The organism is Micromonospora sp. CP22, assembly GCF_009712475.1.
Classification (GTDB): domain Bacteria; phylum Actinomycetota; class Actinomycetes; order Mycobacteriales; family Micromonosporaceae; genus Micromonospora.
Genome location: NZ_VCJO01000012.1, coordinates 36,879 through 49,170 on the forward strand (window position 1 = coordinate 36,879; position 12,292 = coordinate 49,170).

Here is a 12,292-nt window from a genome sequence, read left to right on the forward strand (position 1 = left end):
GCCACGCACCGCCGGTCCCCGTCGGCGCGATCGCCGTTACCGACGTGAAAACACAAAGTTACTGGTGGGTACCTGTGTCGCGCATCGCCCTTCGGCCGGGTGGACGTGACGCCGGGCGTCGCGACGGGGCAGGATGGTGCCAGAGACCTATCCCACACACAACCGAGGGAACGCCTGTGGCCACGGAACGCAAGCGCCCGGTGATCACGGCCGGCCTGCCGAGCCAGCTTCCGGACATCGACCCCGAAGAGACCAGCGAGTGGGTCGAGTCGCTCGACGGTGTCATTGACGACCGTGGCACCAAGCGAGCCCGCTACGTCATGCTGCGGCTGCTGGAACGCGCCCGGGAGCGTCAGGTCGGCGTGCCGTCGCTGACCACCACCGACTACATCAACACGATCCCGCCGGAGCGCGAACCGTGGTTCCCCGGCGACGAGCACGTCGAGCGCCGGATCCGGGCGTACGTGCGGTGGAACGCGGCGATGTTGGTGCACCGCGCGCAGCGTCCGGAGATCGGTGTGGGCGGCCACATCTCGACCTTCGCCAGCTCGGCCTCGCTCTACGAGGTCGGCTTCAACCACTTCTTCCGGGGCAAGGACCACCCGGGTGGTGGCGACCACATCTTCTACCAGGGGCACGCCTCCCCCGGCATGTACGCGCGGGCGTTCCTGGAGGGCCGGCTCAGCGAGAACCAGCTCGACGGTTTCCGGCAGGAGTTGTCCCACCCCGGCGGCGGCCTGCCCTCGTACCCGCACCCCCGGCTGATGCCGGACTTCTGGGAGTTCCCCACGGTCTCCATGGGTCTGGGCGGCCTGAACGCCATCTACCAGGCCCGGTTCAACCGTTACCTGCACCACCGGGGCATCAAGGACACCTCCGACCAGCACGTCTGGGCCTTCCTGGGCGACGGCGAGATGGACGAGCCGGAGACCCTCGGCGCGATCGGGGTGGCGGCTCGCGAGGAGCTGGACAACCTCACCTTCGTGATCAACTGCAATCTGCAACGACTGGACGGGCCGGTACGCGGCAACGGCAAGGTCATGCAGGAGTTGGAGGCGTTCTTCCGGGGTGCCGGTTGGAACGTCATCAAGGTCGTCTGGGGCCGGGAGTGGGACCCGCTGCTCGCCGCCGACACCGACGGCGCGCTGGTCAACCTGATGAACACCACGCCCGACGGCGACTACCAGACCTACAAGGCGGAGTCCGGGGCGTACGTGCGGGAGCACTTCTTCGGCCGTGACCCGCGCACCCGCAAGATGGTCGAGGGGCTCACCGACGACGAGATCTGGAACCTCAAGCGGGGCGGGCACGACTACCGCAAGCTGTACGCGGCCTACAAGGCGGCGACCGAGCACACCGGCCAGCCGACCGTGATCCTGGCCAAGACGATCAAGGGCTGGACGCTCGGCTCGCACTTCGAGGGCCGCAACGCCACGCACCAGATGAAGAAGCTGACGCTGGAGGATCTGAAGACCTTCCGCGACCGGCTCTACCTCGACATCCCGGACTCGGCGCTGGAGGAGAACCCCTACCTGCCGCCGTACCTGCGGCCGGACGAGAAGTCCGACGAGATGCAGTACCTGCACGAGCGGCGCCGACAGCTCGGCGGCTACCTGCCGACCCGGCGGACCACCGCGAAGTCCCTGGCCATCCCCGGCAAGGAGCGGTTCGCCGACATCAAGCGCGGGTCGGGCAAGCAGAAGGTGGCCACCACGATGGCCTTCGTCCGGCTGCTCAAGGACCTGATGAAGGACAAGCAGTTCGGCAAGCGCTGGGTGCCGATCATCCCCGACGAGGCGCGCACCTTCGGCCTGGACTCCATCTTCCCGACCGCCAAGATCTACTCGCCGCACGGCCAGCGGTACACCTCGGTCGACCGGGATCTGTTCCTGTCGTACAAGGAGGCGACCGCCGGGCAGATCCTGCACGAGGGGATCAACGAGGCCGGTTCGGTGGCCTCGTTCACCGCGGCCGGCACGTCGTACGCCACCCACGACGAGCCGATGATCCCGATGTACATCTTCTACTCGATGTTCGGGTTCCAGCGCACCGGCGACGGGTTCTGGGCCGCCGCGGACCAGATGGCCCGGGGCTTCGTGCTCGGCGCCACCGCCGGGCGCACCACGCTCAACGGCGAGGGACTCCAGCACGAGGACGGACACTCCATGCTGTTGGCCGCCACCAACCCGGCGGTCGTCGCGTACGATCCGGCGTTCGCGTTCGAGATCGCGCACATCATGGAGAGCGGCCTGCACCGGATGTACGGCGAGAAGCAGGAGAACGTCTTCTACTACCTCACCGTCTACAACGAGCCGATCCACCAGCCGGCGGAGCCGGAGGGCGTGGACGTCGAGGGCATCGTCAAGGGGATCTACCGCTACTCTCCGGCCCCCTCGCTGGAGGGGGACGCTCCCCGGGCGAACCTGTTGGCCTCCGGCACCGGCATGCAGTGGGCCCTGAAGGCGCAGCAGTTGCTGGCCCAGGACTGGGGCGTGGCCGCCGATGTCTGGTCGGTGACCTCGTGGACGGAGCTGCGTCGGGACGCGGTGGAGTGCGAGGAGTACAACCTCCTGCACCCCGGCAGCGAGCAGCGGGTGCCGTACATCCAGCGCAAGCTGGCCGACGCCGACGGCCCGAAGGTCGCGGTCAGCGACTGGATGCGTGCGGTACCGGACCTGATCTCCCGGTGGGTACCGGGTGACTGGACGTCGCTGGGCACGGACGGTTTCGGGTTGTCCGACACCCGGCACGCGCTACGGCGGCACTTCCACGTCGACGCCGAGTCGGTCGCGGTCGCGGCGCTGCGGCAGCTCGCGCTGCGCGGGGCGGTGCCGGCCCACGTGCCGGCCGAGGCGGCCAAGAAGTACGCCATCGACGACGTCAACGCCGCCCCGGTGGGCGAGACCGGCGGCGACAGCTGAGGCTCGGGCGAGAGCCCGGTCGAGGGGCCCGGCGCGGTACGACACCGCGCCGGGCCCCTTCGCGTACGCCTGTCGTCTGCCCCACCGGCGACGGGCACGCAGGTATGACCCTTCCGGTATCGACGCATGTCTTTTTCGTGTAACACGACGCATCCACAATTGCCGATAGGTGTTTCAGTTGGACCCCAGGGACACCAGGTTGGCCGGTGGACCCACCCCCGTCGCGCCCGTCCACCGCCGGCCGGGACGTCACCGCCGCAGCAGCGCGCGACGGGAGGGAGCCTTCATGCGAATCGTCCGGATCGGTCTCGCCCTGGCCGTCGGCGCCCTGGTGGTGTCGATGGTCCCGGCGGGCTCGCCCTCGGTGGCGCACGACCCGGCCACCCCGGCCGGGCGCGCGTCGGCACAGGAGTTCATGGCCCAACGCGAACCCACCCAGCAGCTCGTCGCGGCCGCCGCCGCGACCTGCACCAACGGCCAGGCGGCGGGCTACCCCTGCCGCAACGTGGACCTGCTGTCGTTCATGCCGCTGTCCAGCATCGGCGGCAGCCAGGCCAACGACATCTGGGGCTGGACCGACCCCCAGACCGGCAAGGAGTACGCGCTGGTCGGACGGCGCAACGGCACCTCCTTCGTGGACGTGTCCAACCCGACCGCCCCGGTCTACCTGGGCAACCTGCCCGCGTACCAGAACCGCACCGCGGTCTGGCGTGACATCAAGGTCTACCGGGACCACGCGTACGTGGTCGCGGACGTCTCCGGACACGGCATGCAGGTGTTCGACCTGACCCGGCTGCGCGGTGTCACCACACCGCAGACCTGGACGGCCAACGCGCACTACAGCCGGTTCGGCAACTCGCACAACATCGCCATCAACGAGCAGACCGGGTACGCGTACGCGGTCGGCACGAACACGTGCAGCGGCGGCCTGCACATGATCGACATTCGCACCCCGAAGTCCCCGGTGTACGCCGGCTGCGTCAGCAACGACGGCTACACCCACGACACCCAGTGCGTGGTCTACCGGGGTCCGGACACCGCCTACACCGGGCGGGAGATCTGCGTCAGCTCCAACGAGGACACGGTGACCGTGGTCGACGTGACCAACAAGTCGGCGCCTCGGCAGCTGTCCCGCATCGGCTACACCGGGCGGGCGTACACCCACCAGGGCTGGTTCACCGAGAACCAGCGGTACTTCCTGCTCGACGACGAGCTGGACGAGAGCCGGCGCGGGGTGCGGACGCAGACCTACATCTGGGACCTGGCCGACCTGGACGCGCCCCGGCACATCGGCACCTACACCGCCCCGTCCGGGGTCCAGGCCACCGATCACAACCAGTACGTCAAGGGCAACTACACCTACCAGGCCAACTACCGGGCCGGGTTGCGCATCCTGGACCTGCGCAACGTGGCCAGCGGCCAGGCCAGCGAGGTCGGGTACTTCGACATCTACCCGTCGAGCAACAGCGCCTCGATGAACGGGGCGTGGAGCACCTACCCGTACTACCCGAGCGGCATCGTGGTGGTCAGCGGCATCGAGCAGGGTCTGTTCGTACTCCAGCCCCGCTTGTCATGACCGCCACCGATCACCGGCCGGTGACGGCCGCCGACCAGATCGAGGGGGCGTCCCAGTCGGGGCGCCCCCGCCCCGCCCCCGACTTGCCGCCGCCGACCGGTGACACGGTGTGGCGCTACGCCGCCGCCGCGCTGGTGCTCGGGCTGACCCTGACCGTCGGGTTCTTCGCCGGGCGCGCCGGCAACCCGACCCCCGCGCCACCACGGCCGGTGGCGACGTCGGACGCGCATCTCGGCCACGGACCCGGCGGGCTGGAGGTGTCCCGCGACGGCTGGACGCTGGCCCTGGACACCCCGGAGCTGACCGCCGGGAAACCCGGCGAGCTGGCCTTCCGGATCACCGATGCGGAGGGCGTCGCGCTCACCGCGTTCCAGGAGAACCACGAACGCCGGATGCACCTGATCCTGGTCGGCCGTGACCTCTCCGGCTACCAGCACGTGCACCCGGAGATGTCGGCCGACGGCACCTGGCGGGTCACGGTCACCCCGGCCAGGCCCGGCCCGCTCCGGGCCATCGCGGACTTCTGGCCGCAGGGCGCGTCGGCCGGCGTCACGCTCGGGGTCGACGTGCCGGTTCCCGGCCGGTACGCCGCCGAGCCGCTGGCCCCACCCGAGGAGACGACCCTGGCGGACGGCTACACGGTCACCCTCGACGGGGGGCTGCGCGCGGGCGAGTCCAACCAGGTGCTCGTCTGGCTGGGCCGGGACGGGCGGCCGGTGAACGACCTGCAACGGCACCTCGGCGCGTACGGGCACCTGGTGGCGTTGCGCCAGGGCGACCTGGCGTACCTGCACGTGCACCCGGCCGCGGCCAGCCAGCCCAGCTCGGTGGTGGCGTTCGGCGTGACGGTGCCGTCCGCCGGCACCTACCGGCTGTTCTTCGAGTTCCGGCACCTCGACGAGGTACGCGTCGCCGCGTTCACCGTGATCGTCTGAGGCAGCGGGCCGCGACGAGTGATGGCGGCCCGGACGCCCCTGGCGGGGACACCGGGCCGCCACCTTCGCGGGTGACGCCGGGACGTGGCCCGTCAGCCGACGGCGGCCAGGTCGGTCAGCCGGGCCAGCGAGTCCTCCAGGTCGGCGCCGACCCGACGCAGGCCGAGCCGGAGCAGGGCGGCCTTGACCGGGCCGGCCGGCCAGCGTACGACGATCAGCCGCACCACCGTGCCACCCTCCTGTTCGTCGGGTGTGAGCTGGACGTATATCTCGGTGCGCGCCTCCGCTCGAGCACCGGCGCCCTTGGCGCGTTCACGCCAGCCGATCAGGGTCGGCTCCTGATAGGCGATCACCTCAGCCTCATGCGCGGCACCGCGTCCAGCCTGGACCAACTGCCGCCGACCGAAGCCCTCCCCCGAGAGGACCTCGGCCGCACGGACCCCGGCCAGCCAGGCCGGCAACTGCTCGGCCCGCTGCACCACGTCCCAGACCGCTTCCACCGGCGCCGCCACGTGCGCGCTGCGTTCCACGAGGATCATTTCCGTCTTCCTCCAGTGAGGACATCCCACGATATTCGGCACTCTATGCGCAAAAACGGACGTATATGGACGGGTTCGTAAAAGACACGCCGAAAGGTATTGCTCTTCGCAGTTCGGGAGCCTATGGCGTCCGGTCGCGCCGCCCCCTAGAGTTCCGAGCACGTTTCACGTCGGCGCGATCGGCAGCAGGGCGTGCCGCAGTCGTGTCGCCGCTCGCGCACAACCGGGAGGGCAGATGCCGAACGCTCCGATGCCCGAGTTCCCCACCGGCTTCCGCTGGGGCGTCTCCACCTCCGCGTACCAGATCGAGGGCGCCGCCGCCGTCGACGGACGCGGCCCGTCCATCTGGGACACCTTCGCCCACACCCCCGGTCGGATCGTCGACGGCAGCAGCGGCGACGTGGCCTGCGACCACTACCACCGGTACGCCGAGGACGTCGCCCTGATGGCCGGGCTGGGTGTCGACGCGTACCGCTTCTCGATCGCCTGGCCCCGGGTGCTGCCCAGCGGCACCGGCAAGGCCAACCCCGCCGGGCTGGACTTCTACGAACGGCTGGTCGACCAACTGCTCACGCACGGCATCGACCCGGTCGCCACCCTGTTCCACTGGGACCTGCCCCAGCCGCTGGAGGACGCCGGAGGCTGGCTGAACCGGGACACCGCGCACCGCTTCGCCGAGTACGCCGACCTGGTGGCCGCCCGCCTCGGCGACCGGGTCCGACTCTGGATCACCCTCAACGAGCCGTTCATCCACATGAGCCTCGGGCACGCCACCGGCGTACACGCCCCCGGCCGGACGCTGCTCTTCGACGCCTTCCCGGTCGCCCACCACCAGCTGCTCGGCCACGGTCTCGCGGTCGCCGCGCTGCGCGGGCGCAGCACCGCACCGGTGGCCATCGCCAACAACTACTCCCCGGTGCGGGTCGCCGGTGACAGCCCGGCCGACGCCGCCGCCGCGGCGACCTACGAGGCGCTGCACAACCGGCTCTTCACCGACCCGCTGCTCGGCCACGGGTATCCGGCGGAGCTGGGTTTCGACACCACGGCTCTCCGCGACGGCGACCTGGACGTGATCGCCGCACCGCTGGACGTGCTCGGCGTCAACTACTACAACCCCACGGCGGTACGCGCCGCCGAGCAGGGTTCGCCGCTCCCCTTCGAGCTGGTGCCGCTCACCGGCTACCCGCGTACCGCCTTCGACTGGCCGGTGGCCCCGGACGGGCTGCGTGAGCTGCTCGGCTGGCTGCGGGACCGCTACGGCACCGGGCTGCCGCCGATCCAGGTCACCGAGAGCGGCTGCGCCTACGACGACGCACCCGACGCCGACGGGCAGGTGCCCGACCCGGACCGGATCGCCTACCTGGACGGTCACCTGCGGGCGGTACACGCCGCGATCGACGACGGGGTGTCGGTGACCGGGTACTTCGTCTGGTCGTTGCTGGACAACTGGGAGTGGGCCGAGGGCTTCACCAAACGCTTCGGCCTGGTGCACGTCGACTTCGACACCGGGCGGCGCACGCCCAAGTCGTCGTACGCCTGGCTGCGTGAGGTGATCGCGACCAGCCGGCGGGAACCACCTCGGTGACCACCGCCGACCCCACCCCGGCCTCGCTGCCGGCCGCTCTCGCCGAGCCGAACGTGCCGGTACGCCGAGGGTGGATCGCGCTGCTGTTCGCCGCCAACCTCGGCGTCTGGATGGCCTTCTTCACCCCGATCCAGGTCCTCCTCCCGCAGCAGCTCGGGCAGATCGCGCCGGCGGACAAGGAGACCATGCTGGCGGTGGTCACCGGCATCGGCGCGCTGGCCGCGGTGGTCGCCAACCCGCTGGCCGGGGCGCTGTCCGACCGGACCTGCCTGCGGATCGGCCGACGGGAGTTCGGCCGACGGCACGTCTGGACCCTCGGTGGCGCGGTGCTCGCCGTGTTGGCCCTGGTGCTGCTCGCCCAGGCACAGACCGTGCTCGGGGTGGCGGTGGGTTGGGTGACCGCGCAGGTCTGCCTCAACGCGATGCTGGCCAGCCTCACCGCCGCCGTACCGGACCGGGTACCGGTCGTGCAGCGGGGCGGCGTCTCCGGTTGGGTCGGCATCCCGCAGGCGTTGGGGCTGGTGCTCGGCGTCGTGCTGGTCACCGCCGTGTTCACCGGGATCACCGCCGGCTACCTGGCCGTCGCCGGAGCCCTCCTGCTACTGGCGGTGCCGTTCGCCCTGCGTACCAGGGACGACCCGCTGCCCCGCGCCCACCGACCGGCGCTGCGCGGCCTGTTCCGCTCGATGTGGGTGTCGCCCCGCCGGCACCCCGACTTCGGCTGGGCCTGGATCACCCGGTTCCTGGTCCAGCTCGGCAACGCCCTGGGCACCCTCTACCTGCTCTACTTCCTCACCGACAAGGTCCAGGTGGCCGACCCCGAGAGCGGCCTGCTGCTGCTGATCCTGCTCTACACCGCCGGGCTGATGGGCACCACGGTGATCGCCGGTCGGCTGTCGGACCGCTCCGGCCGACGGAAGATCTACGTCATCACCTCCGGGATGGTGATGGCGGTGGCGGCGCTGCTGCTGGCCGTGGCACCCAGCTGGCCGACGGCGATGTTCGCCGCGCTGCTGCTCGGCGCCGGTTACGGGGTGTACCTGTCGGTGGACGCCGCCCTGATCACCCAGGTGTTGCCCAGGGCCACCGACCGGGCCAAGGACCTCGGCGTGATCAACATCGCCAACTCCGCCCCGCAGGTGCTCGGACCGGCCATCTCCGCGCCGATCGTGGTCCACCTCGGCGGCTACCCGGCGCTGTACGCGGCCACCGCGGCGGTGACCGCGCTCGGCAGCGTGCTGGTACTGAAGATTCGCTCGGTGCCCTGAGCCGACCGTGATGTTAGGAAGGGCCCCCTGTACCACTCCAGGCGATAGGAAGGGGCCCTTCCTTACCGGCAGGTGGGCGGTCGTAGGCTGGAGGCCGTGACGGTACGTGTGCGCTTCGCCCCCTCTCCGACCGGTATGTTCCACGTCGGCGGTGCCCGCTCGGCACTGCAGAACTGGATCTTCGCCAAGCAGCACGGCGGCGTGTTCGTGCTGCGCATCGAGGACACCGACGCGGCCCGCAACAAGCCGGAGTGGACCGAGGGCATCCTCTCGGCGCTGGACTGGATCGGCATCAAGCGGGGCAGCTACGAGGGCCCCCACTTCCAGTCCTCGTACGCCGGTGAGCATCGGGCCGCCGCACGCCGGCTGTTCGAGGCGGGCCGGGCGTACTACTGCGACTGCACCCGCGAGGCGGTGCAGGCCCGCACCGGCAACCAGTACACCGGCTACGACGGCTTCTGCCGCGACCGGGGGCTACCGGCGGGCGAGGGGCGGGCGCTGCGCTTCCGCACCCCCGACGAGGGCACCACGGTGGTGACCGACCTGATCCGGGGCGAGCCCACCTTCGAGAACAAGCTCATCGAGGACTTCGTCATCGCCCGGGGCGACGGCTCGCCGGTCTTCCTGCTGGCCAACGTCGTGGACGACATGACGATGGGGATCACCCACGTGATCCGGGCCGAGGAGCACCTGCCCAACACGCCGAAGCAGCAGCTGCTCTGGGACGCCCTCGGGGTGAAGCCGCCGATCTGGGCCCACGTGCCGGTGGTGGTCAACGAGAAGCGGCAGAAGCTCTCCAAGCGTCGGGACAAGGTCGCCCTGGAGGCGTACCGGGACGAGGGCTACCTCGCCGAGGCGATGCGCAACTATCTGATGCTGCTCGGCTGGGCGCCCTCCGGTGACCGGGAGATCGTGCCCTGGTCGGTCATCGAGGACGAGTTCCGGCTGGCGGAGGTCAACCCCTCACCGGCGTTCTTCGACGAGAAGAAGCTGCGCGCGTTCAACGGCGAGTACATCCGGGCGCTGCCCGTGGCCGAGTTCGTCGAGGTGTGTCAGCCCTGGCTGACCGGCACCGACACCATCGCGCCGCCGCCCTGGCAGCCGGACGAGTTCGACCCGGCCGTGTTCGCCGCGGTGGCCCCGCTGGCGCAGACCCGGATCGCGGTGCTCAGCGAGATCGTGCCGAACGTCGACTTCCTCTTCGTCGACTCCCCGCTGATCGACGAGGCGGCCTGGAACAAGGCGATGAAGGAGGGGTCGGCCCAGCTGCTCGACGCCGCCATCGCCGCCTTCGAGGCGCTCGACTCGTGGGACGCGGAGACGCTCAAGGCCACCCTGGAGGCGGTCGGCGCGGAGCGCAACCTCAAGCTCGGCAAGGCTCAGGCCCCGGTACGCGTCGCGGTCACCGGGCGTACCGTCGGTCTGCCGCTGTTCGAGTCGCTGGAGGTGCTCGGACGGGAACGTACCCTGACCCGGATGCGCGCGGCTCGGGTCCGGCTGGTCTGACTCCCCGCTGGTCCGGACGCGTCCGGGTCAGCGGACGCGTCCGGGCCGGAACCGCTCAGCCCCGGCGTGCGGCGCGGCGACGCAGTAGCCGGGCCGTGGCCAGGACCGCCAGCAACACCACCGCCGCGATGGCCGCCCACCACCAGCCGCCGGACGACTCGTTCGACCGGGGCACCGGGGTGGCGGCCTCGGCCGTGGTCGGCGCCGGGGTGGTCTCGACCGCGCCGGGGGTCGTCGGGTCGGCGGCGACGGTGGGTTCCGGGCTCGGGTCGGCAGGGGTGCCGGTGGTCAGCGTGAACCGCACCTCGCCGGAGATCGGGTGACCGTCGGCGGACACCACCCGGTAGCCGACGATGTACAGCCCGGCCGCGCCCGGGGTGAACGGCACGCTGACCTTCTTGCCGTCGAAGCTCGGCTGCCCACCGGTCGCGTCGACGTCGTCCGGCCCGGTAATTGTGATCTTCGTCTTGTCCTCGTCGACCCGAGACAGGAAGCGCAGCTCAACGTGTTCCGGCGGCTCGGCCACGCGGGCACCGTCACGCGGCGTGCTGCCGGTCAACTGGTTGTGCGCGGCGGCCGGTGCGGCCGGTACCAGCAACGACACGCCAAGCGCCACGCCGAACACCGCTGCCCAGGAACACGCCAGGCGCGCTATCCTGCCCCCCATCATGACCTCCACAAGGTAAGATCCGCCCGCTGTGTCACGGCTCGTCGTTAGTCGAGTCGCGGTCGCAGATAGTTCCAATTAGTGTTCCATCAGCTGCAACCGATCTGCGTTTCGCGGAGTCTTTGAGTGGTACCTGTCCTGTGGGCACGGTCACCACCGTCGGCGCCAACGTGTGACCCCTGCAGCACAGCCACCCATCGAACGGGGCGAGGAGGCGGCATGGTCCGACGGATGAGGCGACTGGCCGCAGTGACGGCGGGTGCGGTGGCGGCGGTGCTGTTGTCACTCACCTCGGTCGAGGTGGCCCGCGCGGCCCCGAAGACGCCGCCGGCCGGGGTGGACATCACCGGTCACGGGCTGAGCGAGCCGTTGCGGCTCCGCGCCGAGACCCATCCCGCGCACGTCGTCGCCGTCATCGAGCAGGTCGACCACCGGGGGCTGGTGCGCCAGTCCGGCGGCCCGAAGAAGGAAGACCTCGGTCCGAAGTACACGGTCGTGGTGCTGGCCGGTGACACTCCGAAGCAGACCTACGACCTGTACCCGAAGGCGGTCGGTGGGCCGCGCGTCTACCGCCCCGCCAAGCAGCCCGATCGGAAGGTCACCGCCGCCTGGTACCTCGGTCGGATCAGCATGTCCGAGACGCTGCGGACCGCCGGTGTGCCGCTTGAACGGACCTACGAGGCGGTCAGCGGGGGTGTCGGCGGGGGCGAACGCATCATCCCCGAGGAGGCGCTCAACCCCGCCCAGGACATCAACGAGGCGTTCAGCGACCTGCGCCGCCTGCTCCTGCTGAACGTCGCGGTGGTGACGGTGATCACCATCGGGCTCGCCGGGATCGCGCTGCTGATCCGCCGTCGCACCCGCTGACCCACGGCCGGACCGGGCATCCGCCGGTCATCGGGCGCGGCGTGCCGGTCCGGTCAGCACCAGCGACGCGGTGGGCGGTCGCGCCGCGGGCTACGCGGGGACGGGCGAACCGGACCGTGTCGATGCGCCCCGGCCCACCCGGGCAGGTCGTTGCGGCAGCCACCGCCCACCACCGGCTCGGGCCGCCCCTCCGGCGCCGGTTCGACGGCGCGCTGCCGGGGCACCGGTGACTCGCCGCCGCGCGACCGCACGCAGGTGGGGTCCTCCTCCGGGCGCTCCGGCACCCGATTGACGGTCGGTTCGGCCGGATGCGCCAGGCCGGGCGGCCGACGGTGGTGCTTGGCGAGCGCCGGTTGCTCGTGCGGGCCCGGTCGGCACGGCTCCCCCTGGGCACAGCCGTGGTCGGCCTCCCCGTACGCCATCGGCGT

General features: G+C 70.9%; 10 protein-coding genes. 7 read left to right on the plus strand and 3 right to left on the minus strand.

Annotation, left to right across the window (positions count from 1 at the left end; all coding sequences use genetic code 11):
* Nucleotides 1-176: 176 nt before the first annotated feature.
* From aceE to FF096_RS19245, 3 genes are all read left to right on the plus strand, one after another.
* Entirely contained in the window at nt 177-2,921 is a 2,745-nt protein-coding gene (aceE, locus tag FF096_RS19235; RefSeq protein WP_309223595.1) for a pyruvate dehydrogenase (acetyl-transferring), homodimeric type, read from the plus strand.
* A gap of 286 nt (nt 2,922-3,207) precedes the next feature.
* The gene (locus FF096_RS19240; protein ID WP_155220471.1) at nt 3,208-4,497 is read left to right on the plus strand and encodes a choice-of-anchor B family protein; all 1,290 of its coding nucleotides are present in this window, start codon (nt 3,208-3,210) and stop codon (nt 4,495-4,497) included.
* Nucleotides 4,494-5,432, plus strand: coding sequence for a hypothetical protein (locus FF096_RS19245; protein WP_155220473.1), 939 nt, complete (start codon nt 4,494-4,496; stop codon nt 5,430-5,432). The genes FF096_RS19240 and FF096_RS19245 overlap by 4 nt, the downstream gene beginning before the upstream one ends.
* A gap of 92 nt (nt 5,433-5,524) precedes the next feature.
* Here the strand turns inward: FF096_RS19245 and FF096_RS19250 are convergent, their stop codons facing one another.
* Entirely contained in the window at nt 5,525-5,971 is a 447-nt protein-coding gene (locus FF096_RS19250) for an SRPBCC family protein (RefSeq protein ID WP_093401307.1), read from the minus strand.
* Between the two features lie 235 nt (nt 5,972-6,206).
* Here FF096_RS19250 and FF096_RS19255 point away from each other — a divergent pair, with 235 nt between their 5' ends.
* The 3 genes from FF096_RS19255 (at nt 6,207) to gltX (ending at nt 10,330) form a co-directional block, all read left to right on the plus strand.
* Nucleotides 6,207-7,556, plus strand: coding sequence for a GH1 family beta-glucosidase (locus FF096_RS19255; protein WP_230462768.1), 1,350 nt, complete (start codon nt 6,207-6,209; stop codon nt 7,554-7,556).
* Nucleotides 7,553-8,824, plus strand: coding sequence for an MFS transporter (locus tag FF096_RS19260; RefSeq protein ID WP_309223596.1), 1,272 nt, complete (start codon nt 7,553-7,555; stop codon nt 8,822-8,824). The genes FF096_RS19255 and FF096_RS19260 overlap by 4 nt, the downstream gene beginning before the upstream one ends.
* Nucleotides 8,825-8,920: 96 nt before the next feature.
* Entirely contained in the window at nt 8,921-10,330 is a 1,410-nt protein-coding gene (gltX, locus tag FF096_RS19265) for a glutamate--tRNA ligase (protein ID WP_309223597.1), read from the plus strand.
* A 55-nt stretch (nt 10,331-10,385) separates the two neighbouring features.
* Here the strand turns inward: gltX and FF096_RS19270 are convergent, their stop codons facing one another.
* Nucleotides 10,386-10,946, minus strand: coding sequence for a copper resistance protein CopC (locus FF096_RS19270; protein WP_309223598.1), 561 nt, complete (start codon nt 10,944-10,946; stop codon nt 10,386-10,388).
* A 270-nt stretch (nt 10,947-11,216) separates the two neighbouring features.
* Between FF096_RS19270 and FF096_RS19275 the strand changes: the two genes are divergently transcribed.
* The gene (locus FF096_RS19275) at nt 11,217-11,864 is read left to right on the plus strand and encodes a hypothetical protein (protein WP_155220477.1); all 648 of its coding nucleotides are present in this window, start codon (nt 11,217-11,219) and stop codon (nt 11,862-11,864) included.
* 53 nt (nt 11,865-11,917) lie between these two features.
* Here FF096_RS19275 and FF096_RS19280 read toward each other — a convergent pair whose 3' ends face one another.
* Nucleotides 11,918-12,286, minus strand: a complete 369-nt coding sequence (locus tag FF096_RS19280; RefSeq protein WP_155220625.1) for a hypothetical protein — start codon at nt 12,284-12,286, stop codon at nt 11,918-11,920.
* Nucleotides 12,287-12,292: the final 6 nt, after the last annotated feature.